A 25,828-nucleotide genomic window follows, 5' to 3' on the forward strand; every position below is an offset into this window, starting at 1 on the left:
GGAGCGAGCTTGCTCGCGAAGAACGTCCAGACAACGCGGGGAACCAGACTGCCCGCGTTATCGTTGACGTTTTTCGCGAGCAAGCCCGCTCCCACACAAGCTCGCTCCTACATCAATCTGATCTTGGGGATGGGGAAGAGGTTGTTGAGGGTGTCGATCAAGCGCACCAGGTAGATCGGCTTGCGGAACAGGTCCAGCACCTGCAGGCGCAGCATGTCACTGACATCATCCATCTCGGCGTGGCCGGACATGACGATCACCGGCAAGTGCTGGCGAGCGGTGTGTTCGCGCAGACGCTTGATCAAGGAAATACCACTTTCCTCGGGCATGCGCAGGTCGGTAATCACCAGTGCGATATCGGGGTGCAGGGTCAGCTCCTGCAAGGCAAAGGTGACCGAGGTCGCGGTAAAACAGACAAAGCCTTCATTCTCCAGCGACTCGGCCAGTTCAATAAGGGCGTCCTCTTCGTCATCCACCAAAAGGATTTGTTGCCGGGGAGCCGAAGAGGAGTTCATGTGGAAATGCCTGATACGCAATAGATCATTCAGCGGAACCTGCACGTTTTAGGCGAGTACCGGGGTCAGGTATGAATGCCGGCCTGTATCGAGTTGAAGACGCCGGTTATGGCCGTCCGGATAGGTGTAATAAAAGCAGCCAGCGCCACAGCGACCATCGCCGCAACCAGTGCGTATTCGATACCCGATGCGCCCTCTTTGGAATAGAAAAAAATCTGGACTTTGATGAAACCCATGCGAATAAGATCAAGGAACATAATGACTTCTCCTTTGCGCCCACGGCGCTGGTATCGCGGCATCACAAAAATGATTTCGGTGTGCCACTAGAGCATTGTCAACAAACCCCAGACCAACAACTGTAAGAACTGATTAATCACAAAGTATTAGTCGGCCGGCTGACGCCAAAAATCCCACTTTCGCAGAGGTTTCTCGAGATATTTTTCGCACGGTAATGGCGTTTTGTCTTAGCTGAACTACCTTCAAATAGCGAAATAGTTAGAAGCTTGAAGCGATCCGGATACGCAAGCATTAGTGGGAACAGCAGTGGATGCAGCAGGAAAGGGAGAGCCTTCATGAACAGTCGGATTAGCTTGATCCTCGCCGGGCTGCTGTTGGTAGGTGCACTGATTGCAGGCTACTGGGGCCTGGTACTCAGCCGCCCTGCCCCTGTCGCACCGCCCGTGCCCCAAACACCTGAAGTCGTGCAACCCGTAGCCGAAGACCAGACACGCCAACCCGTGGTGGTGCTGGCCCATGACGTTGCACCTTTTGTTGCGCTCACCGCCGCCGACCTGACCCTGGAAAAACTGCGCACGGTTCCCGCCGGCAGCCTCACCAGCCTCGACCAGGCCGTGGGCAAGATCCCGTGGCGGCCGCTGTCGGCCGGGACCTGGCTGACCGAGGAGAGCTTCAACTCCGGCGGCACCGTGGCGCGAATGATCCGCCCTAACGAACGCGCGCTTGCCGTCGCCGTGGATGAAGTGATCGGCGCCAGCGGGCAACTCTCCCCGGGGGACTATGTGGACGTCCTGCTCTTCCTGCGCCAGGAAGCCAGCAACCCGCAGCAGTCCGCACAAATCGTGGTGCCCGCCTTGCGCCTGCTGGGCGTCGGCGATCAACTGGGGCTGACCAACGACGGCACGCCCGGCTCCGTGCCACCGACCACCCCCGACGAAAAACTCAAGGCGCAGCAGAGTCGCGCCAGCGCGCGCACGGTACTCCTCGCCGTACCGGAGGAGCTCCTGAGCCGGCTGATGCTCGCAGCCCAGTCCGGCGTACTGCGCCTGGCTGTACGCAGTGCCGACGAACAACTGCTGAGCCAATACTGGGCCGGTGAAACGGAGTCCGCGACCCACCTGGAAAACACCCGGCGCGAGCTCTACCAGTTCAACCAGTTGGCCTTCAGTACAGCGCCGGTCAACGGCCTGAGTCCCGCCGGCAATGGTGCGCCAAGGCGTTCAGGCGTCGAAGTAATACGTGGCAATCAGGTTACCCAACAAACGCCCTGAAAGAGCTAAGGATGCCTTGAATGAGCAGTCGTTTCGTGTGGTCTTTTTCGCGAATTTTCTGGGCACTTCTCACCCTGAGCCTGCCTGTCGGCGTTGCACTGGCAGCACCCGGCAACTGCACGGGCCTGGGCCAGCTGCCGGCAGTGCTGGAGGTGGGTGAAGGCGCTCAACAGGCTATCCAGTCGCCGGTGCCGATTACGCGGCTGGCCATTGGCGATCCGAAAGTGGCCGATGTGCAGGTCAACGGCAACCAGGCGTTCCTGCTCACCGGCATCGCCTCGGGCACCACCAGCCTGATGGTCTGGACGGCCTGCTCCAGCAGCCCGCGCCAAAGCATGGTGTTCGTCAAGGGCAAGGCCACGTCGGCCCTGACCAGCCTGGCCCTGTCGCCGTCCGATGACCCGACCCTGCCCAGCCAGGTGCAAACCGACATCCGCTTTGTGGAAGTGAGCCGCACCAAACTCAAGGAGGCCAGTACCTCGATCTTTGGCCGGGGCGGCAACTTTCTGTTCGGCGCCCCGAACAATGTTGCCAACGCCGCGGCCACAGGATTCCGTGGGCTCCCGGTGAACAACGACACCTTCAACATCGGCTTTGGCGGCGGCCGTGTCTCGGCCATGATCAACGCCCTGGAAAGCAGCGGCTTTGCCTACACCCTGGCCCGGCCGAGCCTGGTGGCGCTCAGTGGCCAAAGTGCGACCTTCCTCGCCGGTGGTGAAGTACCGATCCCGGTGCCCAGCAGCGGCAGCAACACCATCTCCATCGAATACAAAGAGTTCGGTATTCGCCTGACCCTGACCCCGACCGTCATCGACCATGGGCGAATTTCCCTGAAGGTCGCGCCAGAGGTCAGTGAGCTGGACTACACCAACGCGGTCAACATCCAGGGTATCTCCGTGCCGGCGCTGACCATCCGGCGCACCGACACCAGCATCTCCCTGGCCGACGGCGAAAGCTTTGTGATCAGCGGCCTGATCAGCACCAACAACACCTCCAGCGTCAGCAAATTCCCGGGCCTGGGTGACATCCCGATCCTCGGTGCATTCTTTCGCGACTCCAGCATCAATCGCCAGGAAAAAGAGCTGCTGATGATCGTCACCCCGCACCTCGTGCAGCCCTTGGCGGCCAACGCCCAACTGCCTTCGTTGCCAGGGGAAAAGCTGCGCAATTACGACCCTAACTGGTACCGCCTGTATTTCCTCGAAAACGGCAATTTCGACCGCCGCAGTGGACTGTCCGAATGAGTGAGAGCCTGAGCCAGACCTTTTTGGCAATTACCCGCAACACCACGGATCTGGAATGGCTTCAGGGCGCACTCGCGCCCCTGGGGCAAGTGGTCAGCGCCGGTGCCGGCAGCCTCGACGAACTGTTGGCACTGGTAGACGTGACGTTCGCCAACCTGGTGTTCATCGGCCTGGACCGGGAACACGTCACCACCCAGTGCGCCCTGATCGAAGGTGCCCTGGAAGCCAAGCCGATGCTTGCCATTGTGGCCTTGGGCGATGGCATGGACAACCAGCTTGTACTGAACGCGATGCGCGCCGGCGCACGGGATTTCGTGGCCTACGGCTCGCGCTCCAGTGAGGTTGCCGGCCTGGTTCGGCGCCTGAGCAAACGCTTGCCGGCGGTCACCCCGAATACCCATTTGGGCGGACTGACCGTGCTCTACGGCACCCAAGGCAATGCCGACGGCGCGCTGATCGCCAGCCACCTGGCGCTAATGGTGCAAAAAAGCGGGCAGCAAACGCTGTTGCTCGACCTGGGCCTGCCACTCGCTGACAGCCTCGCACTGCTGGGGCTGGAGAGTTCTTTTCATTTCGGCGACGCGCTGCGTCACTTGCGGCGCCTGGACTCAACCCTGATCAACAGCGCCTTCACCACCGCCGAAGCCGGTCTGCGCATCCTCGCCTACCACAACAACGACGAGCCCCTGGAGCGGACCAGCGCGGCCGAGTTGTACATGTTGCTCAGCGCCCTGCGCCAGCACTTCCAGCACATCGTGGTGAACCTGACCGGCCAACCCGACAGCGAAGCCTTGCGCACCTTTGTCAGCCATTGCGACAAACTGCTGTGGTGCACCGACCAAAGCGTGCCGGACTGCCGCCGCAACCTGGCCGTACTCAACCTGTGGCGGGAAAAAGGCATGAAACTCGACCATGCCCGCCTGCTGGTAGACCGCTACCTAAAGGGGGCCGCCCCGGACTCGGAGGCACTGGGCAATAGCTTCGGGCTGGAGGTAATCGCCGTCCTGCCCTGGAGCCCGGAAGTGCGCCTGAGTGCCAAGAACCAGGCCCAGACCCTGTTCTCCCTGGCCCCACGGGAAGCCCTGACACAGACGTTGCGCGGCTTGGGTGAGCGCCTGGCAAAACGCTCCGAGGGCCTGGAAAAACCCTCCACCAATTGGCTCAACCGCCTTCTGAGGACCAAATGAACGGCGAGAAGCTGTTTGGCGTCGCCCCGCGCGGCAACGTCGGCAACACTGATCACGACGGCCTGAAGCTGGTGCTGCATCGCTACATCATCGATGCCATCGAGGATTCGGGAAAAAATCTGCTGGAAGGCACACGCCAGTCCCTGGCGCAGTTTGTGATCGACAAGGTGGCCGAATACATCACACGTATGCACTTGGCGATTTCCCGCTATGAGATGGAGCGCCTGGCCGAAGAGATCGTCGATGAGCTGACCGGTTTCGGCCCGCTGGAAGTGCTGCTGCGCGACCCGACCGTCACCGAGATCCTGGTCAACGGCCCGCATCGGGTATTCGTCGAACGCGATGGCCTGCTGCAACAAAGTGACTTGCGCTTCATTGACGACCACCATGTCGAGCGGGTCATGCAGCGCATCCTCGCACCCCTGGGACGCCGGCTGGATGAGTCGTCGCCGATGGTCGATGCGCGCCTGCCCGATGGCAGCCGGGTCAATGCGATCATTCCGCCGATTGCCCTGGACGGGCCGTGCCTGTCGATTCGAAAGTTTCGCAAGGACATGCTTAAAAGCAGCGACCTGGTGGCCATGCAAACCATCGACCAGGCCATTTTCGATTTTTTCAAGGAAGCCGTCGGCAAGCGCTGCAACATCCTGATCAGCGGCGGTACCGGCACCGGTAAAACCACACTGCTGAACATTCTCAGCCAGTTGATCAACCCCCGCGAGCGCCTGGTCACCATCGAAGACGTGGCCGAGTTGCAACTGGGCCATCCCCACGTTGTGCGCCTGGAAACCCGCCCGCCCAATGCCGAGGGGCATGGGGAAGTGAAGGCCAGTGACTTGATCCGCAACGCCCTGCGGATGCGCCCCGACCGGATCATACTCGGCGAGATCCGGGGCGTGGAGGTCATCGATGTGTTGACCGCCATGAACACCGGCCACGACGGCTCGATGAGTACCGTGCACGCCAACAACGCCCAGGACGCCTTGCTGCGCCTGGAAACCCTGGTGGGCCTGACCGGCCGGGTCGTCGCGGAAAAAACCCTGCGGCAAATGATCTGCGCGGCGCTGGATGTGGTGATCCAGCTGACGCGCCTGCCCGATGGCCGCCGCTGTGTCAGCGAAGTGGTGGAAGTGGTGGGCATCCGCGAAGACGTGTACGTCACCAACACCCTGTTTCGCCACGACAAGCGCACCGGCTTTGGCTTCCTGCGCGAAGCGGTCAACCCGGCCGGTGACAAGTTGCGTCACGAAGGTCACCTGCCGGTGTAGGAGGCAACCCGATGATCGGTCCGATTCTGCTCGCCCTACTCGCCGTGGCCCTTCTGGTGCTGGGGATAGGCCTGATGCGCAACGGTTTGCGCAAGGCCCAGACCGACCGGGTATTGGAACGCCTGGCCGAAGGGCAACCCCAGGCCATGAAAGACAACGCGGTGACCACCAGCCTGGAACGCACGTTTATCCGTGCAGGCCTCGGCCGGCCAACCGAGCGCCTCGGCCTGTGGCTGACCCTGTGGGCCTTTGGCGCCCTGCTGGGGGGGCTCGTGGGCCAGTGGATAGGCTTGTTTGTGATGGTGGCGGCACCGCCCTTGGCACTGCGCCTGTACATCGCCGTACGCTACCAGCGGCGGCTGCGCCGGATGATCGAACAACTCCCGCAATTGCTCGATCACGCCGTACGCAGCCTGAAATCCGGACGCACCCTGGCGGACGCCATCCTGAGCGGAATCGATGCCAGTGACGACCCGTTGAAAAAGTCCATGGGCCGTATCAAGCGCAATGTGCAATTGGGTGTCAGCCTGCCGGAGGCCGCTCATGACTATGCCGAGTTTTATGAACAGGATGAATTGCGCCTGTTTGCCCTGGGCCTCAAGGTCAACCACCGCTACGGCGGCAACGCCAGTGAGCTGCTGGAAAACCTGATCAAGATGATCCGCGAGCGCGACCAGGGCGCACGGCAATTACGCGCCATGACCGGTGAAACCCGGGTGACCGCGCTGGTGCTGGCGGTGCTCCCGGTGAGTGTCGCGGGCTACTTCCTGCTCGTTAATCCGACGTACCTGATGGCCATGTGGGATGACCACAGCGGCCAACGCCTGATGCTCGGTGCGTTCGCTTTGCAAGTCATCGGATGCGTGGCGCTGTGGCGCATGTTGCGGAGTATCTGAGATGGCGATACTGATCAGTGCCGTATTGTTTCTTGCCGCGTTATCACTGCTGCTGGCGAATATCCTGAGCAGTCGTCGTCAACAACGCGTGGTCGCCCAGCGGCTGCAGGGCGAGCCAGGCCGTAATGACAAAATGAGTGAGTGGTTGCACCAGTTGGGCAGCACCCGGATCGGCCAGCGCACCATCAGCCTCGATAACGAAACCCAAATCCTGCTCAACCGCATGGGCTGGAGAAAAACCAGCCAACGCTCGATGTTCGCCGCTTGCCAGATCGGTTCACCGATAGTTTTGCTGGGGCTGACCGCGATGACACTGGAGCTGTTCTTTCCCGGCACCGAGCATGAGTTTGTGATCTCCCTGCTGGGCCTGATCATCGGCTACCTGCTGCCCAAGCGAATACTGGTGGCACTCGCCAAAAGGCGCCAGGGGAAAATCTCCCGGGAAGTAGCGACCTTCATCCCCCTGGTGCGCATTCTGTTTGAGTCAGGCATGGCCGTGGAGCAGGCGCTGCGGGTCATGGCCTACGACGCGCAAAAGTTGCTGCCGGTACTGACCGCCGAACTGCGCCTGGTGTTGGCACGCGTCGATTCCGGGCTGGAGTTGGGGGAGGAATTGAACAAGGCCAGCCAGATGCTGGACGTCGATGAACTCAGCGACACGTGCCTGATCCTCCAGCAGCTTCTGCATCAGGGCGGCGGGGCGATGAAGTCGCTGCAATCGCTCAAGCAGTTGCTGGATGACCGGCGCCTGACCCGCCTGCAGGAATACATTTCCAAGATGTCCGCCAAAATGTCCGTGGTGATGATGCTGTTCCTGTTTCCCGCATTACTGATCGTATTGGCCGGCCCTGGCTTTATCGCCATCGCCAAAGCCTTCGTGCCTTGAGAGGACATGCAATGAAGACATTGATGGTCGCCTGCAGCCTGTTGTTGTTAAGTGGTTGCGCCAGTAACGGGCAACTGCCGTGGGCGGGTTTCAGCGCGCAGGGCAGTTGTGCCAAGCCCAACTCCGATCAGGAGTTATCGCTGAACCTGGCCGACGACATGGCCAACGAGGGCAAGCTGCACGCCAGCCTGGCCAACCTGCAAAACCTGCCGGACAACCTGCCCCAGGTGCGCCAGCGCCAGGCCAAGGTGTACCGCCTGCTGGGCCGCAGCGAAGCCGAACCGTTGTACCGCAGCCTGCTCGGCACCTGCATGGCTGCCGAAGGCGAGCACGGGCTCGGCCAGCTGGCAGCGGCCAGGGGAGACAACGGCCAGGCCATGGCGCACTTGCAACGCGCGGCCAGGATGTCGCCCACCGACGAGAAAATCCGCAACGACCTGGGCGTGGTGTACCTCAATCAACGGCGCGTGGAAGATGCACGCTTCGAATTCCTCACGGCCATGGAGCTCAAGCAGAGCGATCAACTGGCGGCGATCAATCTGGTGACGCTGATGATCTACCAGGACAACTGGGAACAAGCCGCACAAGTGGCCAGCCGCATGGGCCTGAGCCCGGAACAAGTGACGCAAGCCCAGGCCCGGGCGCAGCAACTCAAGGCGCCCGTCTCACCGACGACAGCGCCAAAAGATCAGGTCGCAACCGTAGGCGACGTGCTGCAAGCGCCGGTCAAATAGGTCTCTAAAGGGAGTACACACGATGAAATTCACACTGCTCGCCACGCTGCTGTTCGCCAGCCTGCCGCCGACGGTGCTGGCTATTGAGCCGGGGCCTTCTTCGCCACAGCAAAAACAGACCGAAGGCTGGCTGCAACTGCAGGTCAGTGGCGAACGCGCATCTCCCATCCGGCAGAAGGCCACGCCCGCTGAACGCGACCAGGCCATGCAACGCCTGCTGGACAGTTACAAACACCCTATTCCTGAGTACTACGACCAGAAACTGGGCGGCAACACCCCAGGCAGCAACAACTAATGCGCAGTGACGCGCTGGCGCGCCGCAGAATTGTTCGGCGATAACGCCAGCGCCAACTGGGTTCGGTTGTGCATATGGGTCAGGCGCAGCACTTGGGACACGTAGAGTTTCACGGTGTTTTCAGTGATGCCCAGTTCACAGGCAATCTGGTAGTTGGTCTGGCCCTTGCCTACCAGCCTTGCGACATCCAGTTGGCGGGGCGACAACTGATTGAAGATCGCCGGTATTTCAACCCGGTCAGTGTCGCTGACTTCACCCTCGGCTTCAGTCGACAGGCCGGATTGCGGACTGCTGCGCACCTTGTCGAGGTCATGATAAAGGTCATCGATGGACGCCGAGAGAAACTGCAGCTTCTGGTTCAGGTGCCCCAGGTCGAGATCTTTCTGCCGGTCCTGCAGCGCGACCACCTGGCGTTGCAACCCTTCGAGCAGCTCGCCCAAATTGATCGGCTTCTGGTAGTAATCGGCAATCCCGGCGCGCAAGGCCTTGATCACGTCCTGCTTGTCTGCACGCCCGGTCAGCATGATGGCCTCAAAGACCCGTTGCTTGCCGGCCAGGTGTTGCAGGGCCTGGACCAGTTCGATGCCATCCATCTCGGGCATATGCAGATCGCACAGCACCAGGCCGATCTCGGCATCGTCGCGAAAACGCTCGATGGCTTCCTGGCTGGATGCGCAAGGGACGCAACGGTAACCGTTGCTTTCAAGAAATTCGCAAAGCTCTTCCACGATCAAAGGCTGATCGTCCACCACGAGCACTTTCACTTGAGAGGTAAGCTTGTTCACGCGCTACTCCATGCCTGGCAAGCAAAAGGACCGATGTATCCATTCCGACCATTTTTCCTATGCAACTTACCCATAAACGTAGACGTACTTTCCTACTATGTACATAGCGATACCCTACGTGGCGACTAATGGGATCCAAAACCAGGACAGGCAAAAACCGATCAGTAAAAACGGCACGAACGGCTGCCTGGCCGAATGTGCCGGATCAAGGTACTGCAAGGTATTCCTAAGCCCTTGATTCATCAGCGGCCACACCCTGGGCGCCAGCAACAGCCAGGCTGCGCTCGCGAGGCCGGCGCCGATAAAAGTGCCCAGTACGTAGAGGTAGTCGGTTGCCAGCCCCAATGCCACGATCAGCTTCACGTCACCGGCGCCCAGGCGGCCCAGCGCGTAACCCGGCAGGGTGAACAACAACGCCAGGACAAAGGCCACACCGCCCTCGACAGCCGGCGCACCGAGCCAGGTCGTACCGCTCCAGAACAGGTAAACCAACGCCAGCAAGGCTGCGCCGAGGGTCAAACGGTTGGAGACCTGACGTAGACGGATATCTTGCACAGCGCACAGCGCGAGCCAAACGACCAGGACGAGGCTTTGAATCACGTAAAAAAAATCCCTTTTTGCTGAATGATTCTATGCTGATATCAGGTAGTAGTAGTCAGGGTAGACGAGTCATGAAAAAAGGCCTCGCTAAAAAGCAAAAAGGTGCCGCCGCGCTGGAGTTCGCGATGGTCTTCATGATTTTTTTTGCCATTTTTTATGGCCTGGTCAGCTACAGCTTGCCGTTATTGCTGATGCAGTCCTTTACCCAGGCCGCCGCCGAAGGCGTAAGACGTAGCGTCGCGCTGGACCCCGCCACGCCTGGCTACGTCACGGCACTGCCGCTGCAGGCCGTCAGTGCAGCGCAGGCACAACTGGCGTGGATCCCCTCCCAGTTCAAATTCCTTCCCGGGTACGTGACGGCCGTCTACAACTCGTCAGGCGTGTTGACGGTGTACATCAATTACCCGACGTCCAGCCTCCAAAGTGTGCTGCCGTTCCTGGTACTGCCGGGCATCGGTACCGTCCCCGCCCTGCCTCCCATGCTGTCTGCCCAGTCGAGCATGCAGTTTTGACCTCAGGCGATAAACTCTTCGGCCGCCTGCTCGGACGTGGCAACCAGCTGCCTGCTGACGCACCGGCAGCGATCCCGGCAACCGCCGCGTTGTTGTTCTACCTGGACGCCCAGGGCCGCGTAATGGATGTCCATGGCCCGCTTCGCCATCGACTCGAACACCCCGCTGCGCAACAGCAACAGGCACCCTCGCTGCTCGACTACCTCACTGCGGCGAGCCGCCTGGTGATCGAGGGCACGCCCAGCGACTGGCAGGGGCAAAGCCTGGACCTGGAGCTCAAGGGGCTCGCCGGGCAAACCCTGCATACCCGTGGCTGGGTCCAACCCGAAGGCAAGGGCTGGCTCCTGCAATTGCTGGACATTGGCGACCTGATTGCCCATCGCCAACTCACCCAGGTGCGCGAACACAATCAACGGGTGAGCGACCAGATCAGCGAGCAACTGCGGGTCTGCAGCCTGGTGCGCCTGCCCGAAGTACTGCAAGACACTCTGCAGGCTATTTCCCAGCACTGGCACATCCCCTGCGTCGCCATCGCCTTGCTGGATGAGCAGGGCCAGGCGTGGTGCATCGAGGGCTGTTACACCGCCCACGATGCGCCGGTACTCTGGAGCAACGGCCAAGCCCTGGGCTCCAGCCTCGACAGCCTGGGCGGCACGGCGCCAGTGAGCCTGGAGGTAAACCGTGGCCACAGCGAACACCCACGCCTGCAAGGCCTGTTTGGCAATACCGATGGCTTTCTGGTGCCCTACCGCGACGGACTGGGCGTGGGCGCATGGCTGCTGTGCGGGGTGTATCACCGTCAGGAACACACCAGCGACCGTGACTGGTTGCAACTGACCGCCGCCCTCGCGGCACCGCTGCTCGGCCGCCTGCGCGAACTGCGCCATCAACAGCAGCTGGAACGCCTCGACGCGCTGCAAGGACTGCTCGGCACCGGCTGGTGGGAGCTGTCCCCACACACTGAAGACCTCGAACTCGCCCCACCGCTGCTGCACACCCTGAGCCAAGGCGAGGCCATCACACCGCTGTCGCTACCCATGTGGCTCAAGCTGATTCACCCTGCCGACCGGGAAGAACTCGCCAGCCGCCTGCAAGACCTGAAGACCCTGGGCAAACCGCTGTCCACCAGCGTGCGCCTGCAACGTGCCGACGCGGCGCTTAACCCCATCTGGTATCGCGTGCAAGGGCAAGCGTTGGGCTCGGGTGAGCATCGCCGCCTGGTGGGCTTCATGCTCGACATCAGCGACATAAAAAACCAGGAGCAACAGGCCGCCGCCGCCCACGCACGCCTGGATAACCTGATCGCCAGTTCCCCGGCTGTGATCTATGTGCAGCGCTACGTCGAGGGCACGCTGCAACCGGTGTTCTTCAGCGACAGTTTGCTGCCGCTGCTTGGCCGCACCCTGGCCGATTTCACCCCGGCGACGCTGAACCAGTGGATCCACCCCGAAGACCGCGACCTCTACTTCGACCGTACCCGCCAACTGCTGCGCGAAGGCAGCGTGCGCAGTCGCTACCGGGTGCTCGACACACAGGGCAATTACCACTGGCTGCTGGATGAAGCCCGGCTGCTGCGCGACGACCTCGGGTTGCCCGTGGAAGCCGTGGGCCTGTGGCTGGATGTGACCGAGACGACCCTGGCGGCGCAACGGATCAAGGAAAGCGAGGAGCGCTATCGAATCCTCGTGGAAGACTCCCCGGCCATGATCTGCCGCTACCTTCCGGACCTGACCCTGACCTTCGGCAACACGCCCCTGGCCAACTACATGGAATGCCTGCCTGGACAGCTGCCGGGCATGAACCTCCGCCAATGGTTGTCGGACGAACAACACGAGGCGTTTGTACTGCGCATCCGCCAGCTCACCCCGGAATTCCCGGTGAGCACCGCCGAAATCAGCCTGCAACTGCCGGGGCGCACACATGCCTGGTGGGTGTGGTCGGACCGGGGCGTGTTCGACGAACAGGGCCAATTGCAGGAAGTGCAGGCCGTGGGCCGCGACAACACCGAAGTGCGCCGCTCCCAGCAGCAACTGACCCAAAGCGCCAAAATGGCCACCCTCGGCGAAATGGCCACCGGCCTGGCCCATGAGATCAACCAGCCGTTGAATGTGATGCGCATGGCCATCGTCAACGTGCTCAAGCGCTTGAGCAACGGTGATGCACAAATCGACTACCTGACGGAAAAACTCCAGCGTATCGACTCCCAGGTCCAGCGCGCAGCCCGCGTGGTAGACCACATGCGGGTGTTCGGCCGCCGTTCGGAAGTCGAACAGCAGCCCTTCAACCCGGCGCAGGCGGTGGAAGGCACTCTGTCGCTGCTCAGTGAAGGCATGCGCGGCAAAGGCGTGGACCTGCGCGTGGCACAGCTAGACGTGACGGTGCAGGTCAAAGGCTATGTCGACCAGCTGGAGCAGGTGCTGATCAACCTGATGGTCAACGCCCGCGATGCCCTGCTGAGCAAACGCGAACACGACCGCGACCTGCAACCGTGGATCTCGGTGCAGATCGAGCACGACAGCCGCCACGTACGCATCTGGGTCGAGGACAACGGCGGCGGGATTGACCCGCGGCTGCTGGAGCGGATTTTCGAGCCGTTCTTCACCACCAAGCCGATTGGCGTGGGCACCGGCCTCGGGTTGTCAGTGAGCTACGGCATTGTCGAGAACATGGGCGGCCGGTTGAGCGTCGCCAACAGCGAGCATGGGGCGAAGTTCTGTGTGGAGCTGCCGGTGGTTGAAGCCTAATTCACCAGGGCCGCTTGCCCATGCGGCCGGCAACTGAGGTTGGCGCCCACTTCCACCGCGTTCAGGTTAACCCCAAGGTTCGACAACAGGCTGTTCACCACCGGGTCCAGAATAGGGCTGAGCACTCCGCCAATCACGGTGCCCAAGGTGCTGTTGAGCCCGTTTAGCACTGTGCCCGCCGTCGTCAATAACCCTCCCAGCAGATTGAACCCCGTTGGCTTGTAGACCTGGAACTGGATACCGCTCAACGCGTTACTGATCGCGCTGAGAAGGCTGGCTGTCGATGAGGCGTAGTACTGCGGCGGCAGGTTGATTTCCGGCGGCTGAAGGTACGTGTGGGGAGGCAAGGCACTTGTCGCAGCGCCCACCGGACTGTTGACGCTCAAGCCCAGGCCGCCCCCGTAAAACGCTTTGCGGGTGGACGGATCACAAGTGGTAGGCCCCAGGCCCAGCAAGGGTTTGAAACAGGTAATGGATCCGATATCCACCACCGGCACTGGAGGAATCGGATTAAGGGTGGTGTTGCTGTTGAACGCGTTGATCAGTTGCGGGCTCTGGCCAATTTGCACGGTAACGATCGAGGCATTGGTCTGGGTGGTCAGGGTCTTGGTAGCGTCGCTGACGCAGGTAAATCCGGTGACATAGCTTTCAGCCGTGCCCAGTTGAAGGACCACATCTATCCTGGCGGCCGGCGGGTTTGAGGATGACGACAGCACCTGCAAATTCGTCATCTGGCAATAACCACCCAGTACACACAGCACCGAACTGATGGTTCCTCCCAGGTTCAAGCTCAACAAGTTGTTCAAAACGTCCGAAAGCGGCCCGACCAAGCCGTTCAGGGCGACCTGCACCGCGGGAGAGTCCAGCGGTGGCAACCCTAACGTCAGGCCGACGCTGATCTGAGCCGTTTTTACGTAAATGCGGGTTGCTGAAGTTTTATCCACGGCAAACCGCGGATCGCCAATAGCGGACAACTGCGGTGGCTGAATCACCTTGACCTGAACACCTGCATTCACCAGGCCCGGAATATTCACCGGGATGGTCGCCACCACCCCGTTCTTGGTATTGGCCAATTGCACAAAGGCTTCGGCCAGCTGGAACACATTCAGGCTGGTGTTCAGCCCCGCCGACACCGCCCCCGTTTGCAGCTGCAGCAGGCTGCCCAGGGTGACATCAAGGTTGCCGATTATCGCGTTGATACTGGTAAGACCGCTGACCGCCACGCTGGCTGTATTGCCTCCGGCACTGAGCACCGTAATGGCTGCGTCGACCAGTTGACTGATCTTGACCGTCTTGGTCAGCAGTTGATCGTAGGCTCCGGCCGTGACGCCCACGTTCAACGCCAGCTGGTTGAGGTAGCTGAGCAAGTTGATGTTGGTGTCTACCAGGCCCTGCCAGCCTGCCACGCTCAGGTTCAGTGAGCCGCCCAAGAGTTGGCCGAACAACAGGTTCAGTGCTGCTGATTTGCTCGAGTCCACAGTGACCAGGGTCGATTTGATCGTCAGTTGCGCCTGAGGCGGCAGGATCTTCGGCGCCGCCACCGCGACGGCAGACAACTGGGTGTTGAAGTTGTAGCCGCTACCACTGAACAACGCCCAGACCCCCCCGGCAACGCTGGTCATGATCGGGCGCGAGGCAGTCACCTGGATGGCATCGGTCTTGGTCGCGTCTGCGGAGAACACCCGCTGGTTGGTGGCGCCGGTGGTCAGCACGCCGCATTTCACTATCAGGGCGTTTGCCGGCGGGATGACATAACCGTTGCGCACCGCGCTGGCACCGGCATAGGTGGGCGCGGTATTGGTGGCGGGCAGGCAATCCCCCTTACGCTGCACTGCCTCCAGTGCCGCCATATCGGCAATCCCCTGCAACTGACGTTTTTCCAGGTACAAACGGCTGCTATCGACCACCAGCAACATGAATACCAGCACCATGCCCAGGGTCAAGACCGCCACCAAGCCAACCGCACCGCGCTGCCTTGCAGGCCCGGCGTGGTGACCGGAACGAAGTCGAAGAGACATCGAGCACTCCTTTGCCGGCACACTGCCGAGCGCTTACTCTCCTGTGTTGCTTGGGAGTGTAGTCAAGAGCGGCGGGGGCTGCAGGCCAGTCGCCATAGATCGACGACTGGCGGAGGGCTGATCAGGCGATCAATGCGGCGGGTAGTTGGAAAGCACCTTGGTCACCGTGGCACGAATAGCGGCACTGCGGTCTCGGGGTTCAGGCGAGCTGGCGAGGATCTGCTCATCGCTGCCACGCCACACCAGCTTGCCATCCTTGCCGTCGAGCAAGTCAATCTGGATGGTCGCGACCTTGTAGGTGATGTTGCGGGTTTCGTTATACATCGGCGCGCCCCAGTAACCATTCCACGGGCCGCCCCAGGCGCCGCCGTAATTGGTGGTGACTTGTTGCTGGCGGTCTTCGACGATCAGGTAGGTCTGTACATTCAGGTCAGCTTTGGTGCCCGGCGCCGCAGGGCGCAGGCCACGCTGGTCGAGCTGCTCGCCCACGGCCTGGCGGATGCGTTGTTCGGTGAGGTCACTCTTGATCCGCGGGTCATCCGGGCGGTATTGCAGCGCGGGTTCTTTCCAGCTCCAGCTGCGGTAGGCGCCAAAGTCCCGGCTGGCGTCGAAATCATGGTTGACCTGGCTGGTCTGGCAACCGCCCAGCAACACAACAACAGCAAGTGCAGCAATACGACGAAGCATGGTTTTTCTCCAAAAGACAATCCGGGCCTGAGATGAGAATAGCTGCTAACTGGGTGGGTAGGCAGTCATTGCCTTTTGCATCGCCTCACGCAGCGAGTCGGCGCGCTCGCTGAGGCTGCCCTGGCTCGTGGTTTCGGCGCTGGTGCTCCATACCGGCTGGCGGGTGCGCGCGTCGAACAGGCTGATGCGCGCCACGGCCACCGTCACTTCATAAGTGCGTACCACCGGCACCGTGTTGTACATGCCGTAGCCGTTGCCGTAGCGGTTATAGCCGCCGTAACCGTAGCCATAGTCGTCCTGGACCTGGCGCAGGCGTTTTTCCAGGCGCACGTCGGCGCTTACCAGCAGGTCGGGGGCGCGGTTGTCATGCAAGGGGCGCAGGCCGCGCTGGTCGAGGGCGCCGCTGACCGCCTCGGCAATCTGCGCCGAATCCGCCCAGGCCGAGCCTGCTGGCAGCTGGTTGTTGAGCCAGGCCCAACTGCGGTAGGCGCCATAGTCGCGCACCGGCGCCGGGTAGGCGCTGGCATCAAAGGTGTTGGCCGCCTGGGCAGGCGCCGGCGGCATCGGGGCAGACGCCGCCACATACGGGTTGGGGCTTTGGCAACCCGCCAGGCCCAGGCCCAGCAGGATCAGTCCAAGACAGTGCTTCATTTCGACCTCCGCAGACTGGGCCGCTTAAACCGGACGGCAGATCCAGTGCAAATAACGCCCAAGTCCGGCAAAGCTTGGGTGACGACGGTGTGCGAGCTCCATCTCCAACAAATCCTGCAACTCGGCGCGGGCCTGGAATTCCACCGGCATATAGTCGTGGAACACCCGCACGCCACTTTCGGTTTCGACCTGCCACAGGCCCTCTAGTTGCGTCGCCAACTCCCGTGGGTCCAGGGGTTGTTGCGGCGTGAGGCTCTGCTTTTCGCCGGCCATGTCGTTCTTGCGCATTTTGCGGAAGTGGCCTTTGAGCAGGTTGCGGTAAATCAAGGCATCGCGGTTATAGAAAGCCAGCGACAGCCAGCCACCGGGCGCGGTCAACTGGTGCAGCACCGGCAGGATCGCATGGGGTTCGGCCAGCCATTCCAGCACGGCGTGGCACAGCACCAGGTCATAGGGTTCGGTGAGCTGGCCCAGCAGGTCTTGCCAGGGGGCTTGAATGAACGTGGCTGTCTGCCCGGCTTCGGCGAAACGCTGGCGCGCGCCTTCGAGCATCGGCTCGGCGGGTTCGGCCAGGGTTACATCGTGGCCGCGCTCGGCCAGCCACAGCGACATATGGCCCAGCCCCGCGCCGATATCCAGTACCCGCAACGGGCGGTCCGGCAGCGCTTCAATCAGGTCGGCCTGCAGCACCGCCAGGCGAATCGCGCCCTTGGCACCGCCATAGATCTTCTCGGCGAAACGGGTGGCCAACTGGTCGAAATGACGGTCGCTCATTTGGCAAACCGCCGTTCGCTGTCGGCCAGCTTGGCCTTTACCACTTGATCCATGTCCAACCCCAATTCACTGCACAACAGCAGCAGGTACAGCACGATGTCACCGACTTCCTGGCCGGCATGGGCGAGTTTGTCGGCGGGTAACTGGCGCGACTGGTCTTCGCTCAACCACTGGAATATCTCCACCAGCTCGGCCATTTCAACGCTGGCGGCCATGGCCAGGTTCTTGGGGCTGTGGAACTGCTTCCAGTCGTTGGTATCGCGGATGCGGTGCAGGCGTTCGGTGAGGTGATCGAGGTTCATGGGGGGGCTCCTGAAGGTGTATAGCTTCGGGCGCAAGCCGCGCGAAGGCAAGTGAATCCCTGCGGCCCGTAAACCTCTATGCTAGAAGGGAACTAGCTTGGGCCAATTACGAACAAAGGCTCAGGTTCGGCAGCTACGCCCACCGTCTTATCAGGACACACACATGCAAACAGACTTTTTCGGATGGCTGGGTCTCAAGATCGGCCAGATCATCCACTTTATCGTCGAGTTGTTCAGCGGGCTGTTCAATACCCTGTCCCACGCGGGCGGCGACTTTGTCGACGGGCTGTCCAGATCCTTGGGGATGGACACCTCGATCATCAGCATCCTCATGCTGATTATCGGCTTGATGCTGTTGTACTCGGCGGTGCGCGCGTTTATGCGGGCTTCGATCATCATGGGGATTATCTGGTTGATGCTCGGGCTGTGGGTGCTCAGTTGGGTGGTGCATTAATAAAGGGCCAGCAGGGTAAATCCCTTTAATTTGAGGGACGTTTCCGAGACAATCTTTCGGCCTTGTGCCTGTTGGGATGGGTGGCTAGTCTTCGGCCCTTCACTGCATATCAGTGATCGGGTTTAGTCGCCCGGAATTAGTGAGCGCAAGTTGTCGCCATGCTTCATGGCGGCTGTGCGCAGGGCACCTTCGGGTGCGCCGGGTTCCACTAGCCGGTCGACTAACCTGCGTACAGCCGCCACCCTCGTTTAGTCGCGCGGGTGTCAGCTCCTTACCTTCTAGTGGAGTTACACCATGCATAAGCTCGTCCCCGATCCACCCAGCGACCTCCTCAACGACCGCGCCGCCTTCAATCGCGCCCTCGAACATTACCTGCCATCCCAAGGCTTCCACACCATCAACGAAGACCTGAGCTTCGAAGATTCCCTGCTCTACACCGCCAGCCTGCTCAGCAGCGCCTCGGCGACTGCGCTTGATTGCGGCGAACTGCTGGAAAGCCCGCAGCGCGCGAAGATCCTGGCGGTGTGGCACTTGCTGGAAATTGCCAAGACCACCGTCGACCGCTCCATCGAATGCCTGCACCCGCGCAAAACCTGACACTACGCGGTCAAAAATGTGGGAGCGGGCTTGCTCGCGAAAGCGGTGGATCAGCCAATACATCCGGCGACTGACACACCGCTTTCGCGAGCAAGCCCGCTCCCACATTGGCCCTGCGGCGCAGCTAATGGACAGTTACACTACCGCTCCCCAAAGGAGCCCGCATGACTTCCCTGCTAACCGACTGGCGCGACCGCCCTACCCACCGCCGCGTGTGGGCCCTCGCCGCGCCGATGATCCTGTCGAACATCTCCGTACCACTGGTAGCGCTGGTGGACAGCATGGTCATCGGCCATCTGCCCCACGCCCACCAACTCGGCGCCGTGGCCGTTGGCGCCAGCCTGTACACCTTCCTCGCCTGGGCCATGGGTTTCCTGCGCATGGGCTCCACCGGCTTTGCCGCCCAGGCCGCCGGGCGCGGTGACGGGGCCGCGCTGCGGCAGATTCTGTTGCAGGGGCTGTTGCTGGCGCTGGGCCTGGCCATAGTGCTCGGCAGCATCGGCATTCCGTTAAGCGGCCTGGTGCTGGACTGGATGCAGCCCTCGCCCGAACTGAACCAGCTGACCCGCGAATTCTTCCACACCCGGCTCTTCGGCCTGCCCGCAGCGCTGGCCAGCTATGCGCTGGTGGGCTGGTTCCTCGGCACCCAGAACGCCCGCGCGCCGCTGGCGATTCTGCTGACCACCAACCTCGTCAACATCGCCCTCAACCTGTGGTTCGTGCTGGGCCTGGATTGGGGCGTGGTCGGCTCGGCCCGCGCCTCGGTGATCGCCGAATGGACCGGGGCCCTGCTCGGCCTGGCCCTTACCCAAAAAGCCCTGCGTGCCTACCCCGGCCATATCGCCTGGGCCACGCTCAAGCTGTGGCAAAGCTGGCGCCCGCTGCTGGCGGTGAACCGCGATATCTTCATCCGCAGCCTGGCCCTGCAATCGGTGTTTTTCATGATCACCGTGCAAGGCGCTCGCTTGGGGGATGCCACGGTGGCGGCGAATGCGCTGCTGCTCAATGGTCTGTTGCTGACGGCCCACGCCCTGGACGGACTGGCCCACGCCGTGGAAGCCTTGTGCGGCCACGCCATTGGCGCCCACGACCGCCAGGCCTTGCGCCGCTCGCTGGTGGTGGCCTGTGGTTGGTCGTTGCTGGCGAGTATCGGCTTCGCGATCCTGTTCGCCGTGTTCGGCCACCTGTTTATCGCCATGCAAACCGATATCCCGAGCGTGCGCGAAACCGCCGACATCTACCTGCCCTACCTCGCCGTACTGCCGTTGATCGCCGTGTGGAGCTACCTGCTGGACGGCCTGTTCATCGGCGCCACCCGCGCCCGGGAAATGCGCAACGGCATGCTGCTGACGGTGGTGATTGTGCTGCCCTTCGCCTGGGCCTTGCAGGGCCTTGGCAACCACGGGTTGTGGATAACCTTCCTGCTGTTCATGGCCCTGCGCAGCCTGACGCTGTGGGCAATTGCCTGGCGCCTGAACAAGCAGGACCGCTGGCTTACTGGCCCGGCGTGAACTTGATAAACGCCGTGACCCGGTCCAACACGGGCGCCAGCCAGCGCAGCGGCCGGGACATCGACGCCACCAATGTGGCGTGGCTGGTCTTGGTGAAGTAGAACTCCTCCACCGGCACACCCGCCGCTCGCAGCTTTTTCGCCAACCCGCCGGTGTTGCGCTTGGGGTTGACCAGGTTGTCGTCCACCGAAGCAATCAACAGGCTGGGGGGTGCGCTTTGGCTCACGTGGTTGATGGGTTGGGAATCGGGCGGCGAGTCCGGGTAGAAGAACACCGGGCGCACATCGCGGTTTTCAATCGGCAGAAAGTCATACGGCCCGGCGAGGCCGATCCATCCCTTGAAGACTGACGGCGACAGGCCAACCCCGGCCAGCCACTGCGGGTCCAGCGCCAGCATTGCGGCGTTGTAAGCACCGGAACTGTGGCCCATCACATACAGCTTGCGGGGATCGCCGCCGTATTCGGCACTGTGCTGATACGCCCACGCGACTGCTTGGGCGCCGTCCTGCAAAAACAGTGGGTAGCGCACTTGCGGGTAAAGCCGGTAGTCGGCGATCACCACCACGATGCCGCGCGAAGCCAGGGCTTCGCCGACGAAACCGTAGTCATCCCTTGAGCCGCTGTTCCAGCTGCCGCCATAGAAAAACACCACGACGGGCGCGTCGGGCAAGGCGGTGACGGGGCGGTAGATATCGAGTTTCTGGCGGGGGTCATCGCCGTAGGCGATGGCGGATGTTTTGGTGAAGGTGCTGGTGGGGGTGAGTGCGTTGAGCACTTTGATCGGGGAGCAGGCTGCGAGCAGCGTCGCGATGGCCAGACTGAACACTTGCAGGAGTTTTTTCGACATTATTCAGGCCCTATAAAAACTGCAGGACTTGCGGCGATCCAAATGTGGGAGCGGGCTTGCTCGCGAAGGCGGTGTATCAGTCTGCACATGTATCGACTGACACACCGCCTTCGCGAGCAAGCCCGCTCCCACACTGGATCTCTGTCACATTGAGATCTTTGTCAGCCTGGGAGCGGTGTCCTTACGAGGACAGGTACGACGAACGCGTCAAACCAAGACGCAACGCATCCAGGAACTGAGTCCGCTCCGCCGCCGTGATCTTCGCGCTGGCGCACTTGTCACGGTAGTGAGTCATCAACTCCTCCGGCGACAAGTGCACGTAGCGCAGCATGTCTTCGATGGTGTCGTGGGTCTCGATCCCGGCGCTGTACACCGAACCGTCGTCACGCTGGTAGATGTTCACCGAGTCGGTGTCACCGAACAGGTTGTGCATGTCGCCGAGAATTTCCTGGTAGGCACCCACCAGGAAGATCCCCAGCAGGTAGTCCTCGCCTTCTTTCACAGCGTGCACCGGCAAGCTGGTCTCGATGCTTTGCTCATCCACGTACTGCTTGATCTTGCCGTCGGAGTCGCAGGTCAAATCCTGCAGCACCGCACGGCGCAACGGTTCTTCGTCGAGGCGATGCAGCGGCAATATCGGCAGCACCTGGCCGATGGCCCAGGTGTCCGGCAGGCTCTGGAAGACCGAGAAGTTGCAGATGTACTTGTCGGCCAGCTTGTCGTTGAGTTCGTCCAGCACCTGGCGGTGGGAACGCTGGCGGGCTTTCAGCGAGTCGTGCAGGCGGCGGCAGACGGCGAAGTAGCATTGTTCAGCCAGGGCCTTCTCGGCCAGGGTGATCTTGCCGTCGGCGTACTGGGTTGCCACGTCGCTCATGTAGTGAGTGGCGCGCCAGTAGGTTTCGGTGACCATTTCAATGTCGGTCGGGCCCAGCAGGTCCACCAGCCATTGCACGGTTTCCGGCAGGCTTTCCTTGTTTTCGATCAACGGCACGTCGTCGTTGTGTTTCTCGACGTCGGTGACTTGCACCACCAGCATGGCGTGGTGGGCGGTCAGGGAACGGCCGCTCTCGGAGAAGATGTTCGGGTGCGGCAGGCTCTGCGCGTCGCAGAATTCCTTGAGCATGCCCACGACCACGCCGGCGTAGTCGTCCATGTCGTAGTTGATCGAGCTGGCGTTACGCGAGTGGGTACCGTCGTAGTCCACGCCCAGGCCGCCGCCCACGTCGATGTGGTCCACCGGCAGGCCGAGGTTGCGCAGTTCGCCGTAGTAACGAATGGCTTCCTTGAACCCGTGCTGGTAGTCGGCCAGGTTGGCGATCTGCGAACCCATGTGGAAGTGCAGCAGGCGGATGCCCTGGTCCAGGCCCGCCGCGCGGAAGCGCTCGACCACCGACAGCAGTTGCGCCGCCGACAGACCGAATTTGGATTTCTCGCCACCGGTGTCTGCCCACTTGCTCGACGCCAGGGAAGACAGGCGCACCCGCAGGCCCACCTGAGGCTTGACCTTGAGGTTGGCGGCTTCTTCGATCACCAGGCCGACTTCGGATTCTTTCTCGATCACGATGAACACGTTGTGGCCCAGCTTCTGGCCCATCAGCGCGAGGCGGATGAACTCACGGTCCTTGTAACCGTTGCAGACGATGGTGCCGCCTTTCGGCGCCAGGGCCAGCACGGCCAGCAGCTCGGGCTTGGAGCCGGCTTCCAGGCCAATGGACACGTCCTGAGTGGCGATGATGTTCTCGATCACAGCTTCCTGCTGGTTCACCTTGATCGGGTACAGCGCGGTGTATTTGCTCTGGTATTCCAGGCGCTCGATATTGGAGTCGAACGCGCCGGTCAGCTGGCGCACGCGGTCTTGCAGGATGTCGGGGAAGCGCACCAGCAACGGCAGGGACAGGCCGCTTTTGCGCAGCTCGTCGACTTGCTCGTACAGGTCCACAGGCGTGCTGTTCGGGCCGTTCGGACGGACTTCAACGCGACCGGCATCATTGATCGCGAAATACCCGGCCCCCCAATGGCGAATCCCGTAAACACTGCGGCTGTCCGCAACTGTCCATTGGCTGCCATCGTCTTTGCGTGTGCGTCGTACGGACATCGAAGTCCCCTATAAATGAAGTCGAAGTGCACCGGCCTGATCAGAGGCTGGCGCAGTCTAAAGAATGAAAATGACGATTTGCCTGTGAGAGGGGTAGACCCCACTTGCAGGACAGAGTTTAGACACCGGTCAGGAACAGGCTCTGTGAAAACCATGGGGACGACAGTTCGCGTTCAGCCAGCGGGCTATCGGGGTGGTTTTCACAGAGGCTGCTAGCCGCCGGATTTCTTCGCCTTGTAACCCAGCTTGATCAGCTCGGCCAACAGCAACTCGACGTGGTCGCCCTGGATCTCGATCACGCCGTCTTTCAGGGCGCCACCGGTGCCACAACGCTTTTTCAGCGTGGTGGCCAGTTCCTTCAAGGCTTCTTCGGCCAGGGGCACGCCAGTGATGGTGGTCACTGTCTTGCCGCCACGGCCCTTGCTCTCGCGACGAACGCGGGCAATACCATCGCCTTCGGGAATCAGGGTTGTTTTGCAGGTACAAGCGTCCACGGGCTGGCGACAGTCCGGGCAGTGTCGACCTGCGTCGGTGGAAAATACCAGGCCACCAAGGGCGGCGAAGGATGCGGCTTTTTTGGCCACCGGCAATCCTCTTGGGAGGACAAAGACTGATCGATGGGGTCATCGACCGCGAAGCCCCACTCAGGCAGGGGCAGCGCTACTGAGCCGCCGATGTTCAAACCACTGTAGGAGCGAGCTTGCTCGCGAAGGTCGTCAACGATAACGCGGGCCTTCAGACAGCACGCGTCGTGCTTACGTTTTTCGCGAGCAAGCTCGCTCCTACAGGGTGGAACAACAGCGGTTCAGCCTGAAAAGTCGCGCAGTGTAACGGCAAAAAGGCCCCTTGCTAAGAGCCAAATCGCGCCAATTTATGCAACTTTAGCGACGCAGGGCCAAATAACGACGCAACCCTTCCTGGGCATCCGGGCAATAGGGCTTTTGCTCGGCCTCCTGAAGCACCGTGGCCAGGGGCAGAAAGCGCGCCTCCATGACTTCTTCCGGCTGGATTCGCAGCGGCCCGTCCCACACGGCCGAGAACGAGGTGCACCAGAGCCGGCTGTCACCGTCTTCGAAGTAGAAGTGATCGTGGGCGGTCAGTTCGACGCCGCTGACGCCCAACTCTTCTTCCAGCTCACGGGCCGCCGATTCGGCATAGGACTCGTGGGCCGCCACCATTCCGCCCGCCGCCGTGTCCCAGAAACCCGGGTACATGGCTTTGCTCAGGGTGCGCCGGTGCACACACAGCTCACCGGCCGAGTTGAACAGGAAGATAAAGGTGCAGCGCCCGATCAGCCCGCGCCGGCGCAGATCGGAACGTACGAGGCTGCCGAGCAGGTTGTCCTGCTCGTCGACCCAGGCAATCAGTTCGGCGTCGGAGGCGGCGCGGTGCGCTGCCTCCCTGGTGGAAGCGTCCATCATCAACCCTGGTTCAGGAGCTGACGCAGGTCGATCACTGCAGCGTTGGCCCGGGAAATATAGTTGGCCATGACCAGCGAATGGTTGGCCAGGATGCCAAAGCCACTGCCGTTGAGAATCATCGGGCTCCATACCGGCTCTTGCGAAGCTTCCAGCTCACGAATGATCTGGCGCACGCTGACGGTGGCGTTCTTCTTGGCCAGCACATCGGCGAAGTCGACTTCAATGGCGCGCAGCAGGTGCGACAGGGCCCAGGCCTGGCCGCGGGCTTCGTAGAACACGTTGTCGATCTGCATCCATGGGGTTTCCACCACTTCTTCGTCGACCTGGGGCACTTCACCCGGCGCCAGCGCTTCGGTTTTCAGCGCGGTGTTGAGCTTGACCCGACCCACACTGGCCGACAGCCGTTGCGACAGCGAACCCAGGCGAGTCGCCACATCACCCAGCCAGTTGTTGAGGTTGTCGGCACGTGCATAGAACAGCGCGCCTTTTTGATTCGGGTCGGACAAGCGCGCTTCGTAGCGGCTCAGGGAATTGATGCCTTCCTGGTATTCCGACTCGCTGGACGGCAGCACCCAGCTCTTGTTGTCGAAGTTGAAGCGCGGTTCGGCCTTGGCCAGGTCTGCGTCTTCCGCCGACTGCGACTGGGAGCGGGCGAAGTCCTTGCGCAGGGCACGGGTCAGGTCACGCACCTGCACCAGTACGCCGTATTCCCAGCTCGGCATGTTGTCCATCCACAGGCCCGGCGGGAAACGGTCGTTGGAAATGTAGCCACCCGGCTTGTTCAGCAGGGTGCCCACCACCGTCTTGAGGGTTTCGACGGTGGTAAAGCCCACCACCATCTGCTTGCCATCCTTCTCGGCGGCAATTTGCGCATTCTGCTGGACCGGGAACAACGCAGGCTCTTCGCTCCAGTACCAACCCAGGGCACCGGTGACCAACAGGTACAACGCAACCAGCGAGAGCAACGCACGGCTCATCAGCAGGTTACGGAAATAGCTGCGGGGGGCCGACTTGGTTTCAGGGGCCGGGCCCTTTGCACTGCCTGCGCGGTTTTTCCAGTCCAGCATGGCGATATCCTTTCAATCACTTGAGTTCAATAGCTACGACCACAACCCTGCCCCATCGTGCCGAGCAGTGCGGCGCTTTTAGCCAGGGTGGCGCGAGTACGCGGTTCGACTATAAAGGATGCACGCTGTTTACGCCCGCGCGACTGCATGGTCGATAAATGAATCTCTGCGACCTTGCAGTTAATTGACGTATGACACTCGTGCAACGGAAAAGAGGTGCTAGCATAGAG

Annotated in this window: 27 protein-coding genes; 13 read left to right on the forward strand and 14 right to left on the reverse strand. The window is 61.5% G+C overall.

Features of this window, described 5'->3' with window-relative positions; genetic code table 11:
- Nucleotides 1-107: 107 nt before the first annotated feature.
- Both HX824_RS15265 and HX824_RS15270 read right to left on the reverse strand, forming a co-directional pair.
- On the reverse strand, nt 108-515 hold the full coding sequence (locus HX824_RS15265) for a response regulator (protein ID WP_003212897.1): 408 nt from the start codon (nt 513-515) through the stop codon (nt 108-110).
- A gap of 65 nt (nt 516-580) precedes the next feature.
- Entirely contained in the window at nt 581-772 is a 192-nt protein-coding gene (locus HX824_RS15270) for a Flp family type IVb pilin (protein ID WP_008438993.1), read from the reverse strand.
- 315 nt (nt 773-1,087) lie between these two features.
- Between HX824_RS15270 and cpaB the strand changes: the two genes are divergently transcribed.
- The 8 genes from cpaB to HX824_RS15310 are packed head-to-tail and all read left to right on the forward strand — an operon-like array spanning nt 1,088 to nt 8,533.
- Nucleotides 1,088-2,023, forward strand: coding sequence for a Flp pilus assembly protein CpaB (gene cpaB, locus HX824_RS15275; protein WP_087693096.1), 936 nt, complete (start codon nt 1,088-1,090; stop codon nt 2,021-2,023).
- A gap of 20 nt (nt 2,024-2,043) precedes the next feature.
- Nucleotides 2,044-3,267, forward strand: coding sequence for a type II and III secretion system protein family protein (locus tag HX824_RS15280; RefSeq protein WP_008438995.1), 1,224 nt, complete (start codon nt 2,044-2,046; stop codon nt 3,265-3,267).
- The gene (locus HX824_RS15285; RefSeq protein WP_177054770.1) at nt 3,264-4,454 is read left to right on the forward strand and encodes a pilus assembly protein; all 1,191 of its coding nucleotides are present in this window, start codon (nt 3,264-3,266) and stop codon (nt 4,452-4,454) included. Before HX824_RS15280 ends, HX824_RS15285 begins: the two co-directional genes overlap by 4 nt.
- The gene (locus HX824_RS15290) at nt 4,451-5,722 is read left to right on the forward strand and encodes a CpaF family protein (protein WP_008438997.1); all 1,272 of its coding nucleotides are present in this window, start codon (nt 4,451-4,453) and stop codon (nt 5,720-5,722) included. Before HX824_RS15285 ends, HX824_RS15290 begins: the two co-directional genes overlap by 4 nt.
- 11 nt (nt 5,723-5,733) lie before the next feature.
- Nucleotides 5,734-6,618, forward strand: a complete 885-nt coding sequence (locus HX824_RS15295; RefSeq protein WP_003212908.1) for a type II secretion system F family protein — start codon at nt 5,734-5,736, stop codon at nt 6,616-6,618.
- Nucleotide 6,619: 1 nt separating this feature from the next.
- Nucleotides 6,620-7,504: a type II secretion system F family protein gene (locus HX824_RS15300; RefSeq protein WP_003212910.1), complete on the forward strand. Its 885-nt coding sequence runs from the start codon at nt 6,620-6,622 to the stop codon at nt 7,502-7,504.
- A gap of 11 nt (nt 7,505-7,515) precedes the next feature.
- Complete coding sequence (locus HX824_RS15305; protein WP_087693100.1) at nt 7,516-8,238, forward strand: tetratricopeptide repeat protein; 723 nt, start codon at nt 7,516-7,518, stop codon at nt 8,236-8,238.
- A 22-nt stretch (nt 8,239-8,260) separates the two neighbouring features.
- Nucleotides 8,261-8,533, forward strand: a complete 273-nt coding sequence (locus HX824_RS15310) for a DUF3613 domain-containing protein (RefSeq protein WP_177054771.1) — start codon at nt 8,261-8,263, stop codon at nt 8,531-8,533.
- Here HX824_RS15310 and HX824_RS15315 read toward each other — a convergent pair.
- The gene (locus HX824_RS15315) at nt 8,530-9,318 is read right to left on the reverse strand and encodes a response regulator transcription factor (protein ID WP_003212915.1); all 789 of its coding nucleotides are present in this window, start codon (nt 9,316-9,318) and stop codon (nt 8,530-8,532) included. The two genes, HX824_RS15310 and HX824_RS15315, sit on opposite strands and share 4 nt — an antisense overlap.
- Before the next feature lie 114 nt (nt 9,319-9,432).
- Nucleotides 9,433-9,918 (reverse strand): prepilin peptidase, encoded by a 486-nt coding sequence (locus tag HX824_RS15320; protein ID WP_177022463.1) that lies wholly within the window; start codon nt 9,916-9,918, stop codon nt 9,433-9,435.
- A 71-nt stretch (nt 9,919-9,989) separates the two neighbouring features.
- On the opposite strand from HX824_RS15320, the gene HX824_RS15325 reads away from it, so the two are divergent.
- Together HX824_RS15325 and HX824_RS15330 are read left to right on the forward strand one after the other, a co-directional pair.
- Complete coding sequence (locus HX824_RS15325) at nt 9,990-10,430, forward strand: TadE/TadG family type IV pilus assembly protein (protein WP_003212919.1); 441 nt, start codon at nt 9,990-9,992, stop codon at nt 10,428-10,430.
- The gene (locus tag HX824_RS15330) at nt 10,427-13,174 is read left to right on the forward strand and encodes a PAS domain-containing sensor histidine kinase (protein ID WP_177054772.1); all 2,748 of its coding nucleotides are present in this window, start codon (nt 10,427-10,429) and stop codon (nt 13,172-13,174) included. The genes HX824_RS15325 and HX824_RS15330 overlap by 4 nt, the downstream gene beginning before the upstream one ends.
- Here HX824_RS15330 and HX824_RS15335 read toward each other — a convergent pair.
- The 5 genes from HX824_RS15335 to HX824_RS15355 form a co-directional block, all read right to left on the reverse strand.
- Complete coding sequence (locus HX824_RS15335) at nt 13,171-15,192, reverse strand: pilus assembly protein TadG-related protein (protein ID WP_256347015.1); 2,022 nt, start codon at nt 15,190-15,192, stop codon at nt 13,171-13,173. The genes HX824_RS15330 and HX824_RS15335 overlap by 4 nt on opposite strands.
- 129 nt (nt 15,193-15,321) lie before the next feature.
- Nucleotides 15,322-15,879 carry a DUF4136 domain-containing protein gene (locus tag HX824_RS15340; protein ID WP_063033314.1) on the reverse strand — a complete coding sequence of 186 codons (558 nt, stop codon included), beginning with the start codon at nt 15,877-15,879 and terminating at the stop codon, nt 15,322-15,324.
- A gap of 45 nt (nt 15,880-15,924) precedes the next feature.
- On the reverse strand, nt 15,925-16,530 hold the full coding sequence (locus HX824_RS15345; protein ID WP_177054773.1) for a DUF4136 domain-containing protein: 606 nt from the start codon (nt 16,528-16,530) through the stop codon (nt 15,925-15,927).
- A gap of 24 nt (nt 16,531-16,554) precedes the next feature.
- The gene (locus HX824_RS15350; RefSeq protein ID WP_177008340.1) at nt 16,555-17,304 is read right to left on the reverse strand and encodes a methyltransferase domain-containing protein; all 750 of its coding nucleotides are present in this window, start codon (nt 17,302-17,304) and stop codon (nt 16,555-16,557) included.
- Entirely contained in the window at nt 17,301-17,606 is a 306-nt protein-coding gene (locus tag HX824_RS15355) for a MazG-like family protein (protein WP_087693104.1), read from the reverse strand. The genes HX824_RS15350 and HX824_RS15355 overlap by 4 nt, the downstream gene beginning before the upstream one ends.
- Nucleotides 17,607-17,769: 163 nt before the next feature.
- Between HX824_RS15355 and HX824_RS15360 the strand changes: the two genes are divergently transcribed.
- The 3 genes from HX824_RS15360 to HX824_RS15370 all read left to right on the forward strand — a co-directional run bounded on the left by HX824_RS15360 (nt 17,770) and on the right by HX824_RS15370 (nt 20,168).
- A complete protein-coding gene (locus HX824_RS15360; protein WP_003212934.1) occupies nt 17,770-18,060 on the forward strand; it encodes a hypothetical protein in 291 nt (96 codons plus the stop codon).
- A gap of 294 nt (nt 18,061-18,354) precedes the next feature.
- The gene (locus tag HX824_RS15365) at nt 18,355-18,657 is read left to right on the forward strand and encodes a DUF6124 family protein (protein WP_023659366.1); all 303 of its coding nucleotides are present in this window, start codon (nt 18,355-18,357) and stop codon (nt 18,655-18,657) included.
- Between the two features lie 164 nt (nt 18,658-18,821).
- Entirely contained in the window at nt 18,822-20,168 is a 1,347-nt protein-coding gene (locus HX824_RS15370; protein WP_177054774.1) for an MATE family efflux transporter, read from the forward strand.
- On the opposite strand, the gene HX824_RS15375 is transcribed toward HX824_RS15370, so the two are convergent.
- The 5 genes from HX824_RS15375 to HX824_RS15395 all read right to left on the reverse strand — a co-directional run bounded on the left by HX824_RS15375 (nt 20,152) and on the right by HX824_RS15395 (nt 25,598).
- Complete coding sequence (locus tag HX824_RS15375; protein WP_177054775.1) at nt 20,152-21,015, reverse strand: alpha/beta hydrolase; 864 nt, start codon at nt 21,013-21,015, stop codon at nt 20,152-20,154. The two genes, HX824_RS15370 and HX824_RS15375, sit on opposite strands and share 17 nt — an antisense overlap.
- Nucleotides 21,016-21,196: 181 nt before the next feature.
- The gene (speA, locus tag HX824_RS15380; protein WP_003217295.1) at nt 21,197-23,110 is read right to left on the reverse strand and encodes an arginine decarboxylase; all 1,914 of its coding nucleotides are present in this window, start codon (nt 23,108-23,110) and stop codon (nt 21,197-21,199) included.
- A gap of 212 nt (nt 23,111-23,322) precedes the next feature.
- Complete coding sequence (locus tag HX824_RS15385; protein ID WP_003217297.1) at nt 23,323-23,694, reverse strand: translation initiation factor Sui1; 372 nt, start codon at nt 23,692-23,694, stop codon at nt 23,323-23,325.
- Nucleotides 23,695-23,991: 297 nt separating this feature from the next.
- The gene (locus tag HX824_RS15390; protein ID WP_008439015.1) at nt 23,992-24,528 is read right to left on the reverse strand and encodes an NUDIX hydrolase; all 537 of its coding nucleotides are present in this window, start codon (nt 24,526-24,528) and stop codon (nt 23,992-23,994) included.
- A 2-nt stretch (nt 24,529-24,530) separates the two neighbouring features.
- The gene (locus HX824_RS15395) at nt 24,531-25,598 is read right to left on the reverse strand and encodes a DUF2333 family protein (protein ID WP_003217301.1); all 1,068 of its coding nucleotides are present in this window, start codon (nt 25,596-25,598) and stop codon (nt 24,531-24,533) included.
- Nucleotides 25,599-25,828 lie beyond the last annotated feature (230 nt).

The sequence above is a fragment of the Pseudomonas sp. D4002 genome (genome assembly GCF_013385665.1).
Taxonomy (GTDB): domain Bacteria; phylum Pseudomonadota; class Gammaproteobacteria; order Pseudomonadales; family Pseudomonadaceae; genus Aquipseudomonas.

Coding starts and splice junctions, on each gene's coding strand:
- HX824_RS15265 (WP_003212897.1), bottom strand. CDS start 515: ATGAACTCCTCTTCGGCTCCCCGGCAACAAATCCTTTTGGTGGATGAC.
- HX824_RS15270 (WP_008438993.1), bottom strand. CDS start 772: ATGTTCCTTGATCTTATTCGCATGGGTTTCATCAAAGTCCAGATTTTT.
- cpaB (WP_087693096.1), top strand. CDS start 1,088: ATGAACAGTCGGATTAGCTTGATCCTCGCCGGGCTGCTGTTGGTAGGT.
- HX824_RS15280 (WP_008438995.1), top strand. CDS start 2,044: ATGAGCAGTCGTTTCGTGTGGTCTTTTTCGCGAATTTTCTGGGCACTT.
- HX824_RS15285 (WP_177054770.1), top strand. CDS start 3,264: ATGAGTGAGAGCCTGAGCCAGACCTTTTTGGCAATTACCCGCAACACC.
- HX824_RS15290 (WP_008438997.1), top strand. CDS start 4,451: ATGAACGGCGAGAAGCTGTTTGGCGTCGCCCCGCGCGGCAACGTCGGC.
- HX824_RS15295 (WP_003212908.1), top strand. CDS start 5,734: ATGATCGGTCCGATTCTGCTCGCCCTACTCGCCGTGGCCCTTCTGGTG.
- HX824_RS15300 (WP_003212910.1), top strand. CDS start 6,620: ATGGCGATACTGATCAGTGCCGTATTGTTTCTTGCCGCGTTATCACTG.
- HX824_RS15305 (WP_087693100.1), top strand. CDS start 7,516: ATGAAGACATTGATGGTCGCCTGCAGCCTGTTGTTGTTAAGTGGTTGC.
- HX824_RS15310 (WP_177054771.1), top strand. CDS start 8,261: ATGAAATTCACACTGCTCGCCACGCTGCTGTTCGCCAGCCTGCCGCCG.
- HX824_RS15325 (WP_003212919.1), top strand. CDS start 9,990: ATGAAAAAAGGCCTCGCTAAAAAGCAAAAAGGTGCCGCCGCGCTGGAG.
- HX824_RS15335 (WP_256347015.1), bottom strand. CDS start 15,192: ATGTCTCTTCGACTTCGTTCCGGTCACCACGCCGGGCCTGCAAGGCAG.
- HX824_RS15340 (WP_063033314.1), bottom strand. CDS start 15,879: ATGCTTCGTCGTATTGCTGCACTTGCTGTTGTTGTGTTGCTGGGCGGT.
- HX824_RS15345 (WP_177054773.1), bottom strand. CDS start 16,530: ATGAAGCACTGTCTTGGACTGATCCTGCTGGGCCTGGGCCTGGCGGGT.
- HX824_RS15350 (WP_177008340.1), bottom strand. CDS start 17,304: ATGAGCGACCGTCATTTCGACCAGTTGGCCACCCGTTTCGCCGAGAAG.
- HX824_RS15355 (WP_087693104.1), bottom strand. CDS start 17,606: ATGAACCTCGATCACCTCACCGAACGCCTGCACCGCATCCGCGATACC.
- HX824_RS15360 (WP_003212934.1), top strand. CDS start 17,770: ATGCAAACAGACTTTTTCGGATGGCTGGGTCTCAAGATCGGCCAGATC.
- HX824_RS15365 (WP_023659366.1), top strand. CDS start 18,355: ATGCATAAGCTCGTCCCCGATCCACCCAGCGACCTCCTCAACGACCGC.
- HX824_RS15370 (WP_177054774.1), top strand. CDS start 18,822: ATGACTTCCCTGCTAACCGACTGGCGCGACCGCCCTACCCACCGCCGC.
- HX824_RS15375 (WP_177054775.1), bottom strand. CDS start 21,015: ATGTCGAAAAAACTCCTGCAAGTGTTCAGTCTGGCCATCGCGACGCTG.
- speA (WP_003217295.1), bottom strand. CDS start 23,110: ATGTCCGTACGACGCACACGCAAAGACGATGGCAGCCAATGGACAGTT.
- HX824_RS15390 (WP_008439015.1), bottom strand. CDS start 24,528: ATGGACGCTTCCACCAGGGAGGCAGCGCACCGCGCCGCCTCCGACGCC.
- HX824_RS15395 (WP_003217301.1), bottom strand. CDS start 25,598: ATGCTGGACTGGAAAAACCGCGCAGGCAGTGCAAAGGGCCCGGCCCCT.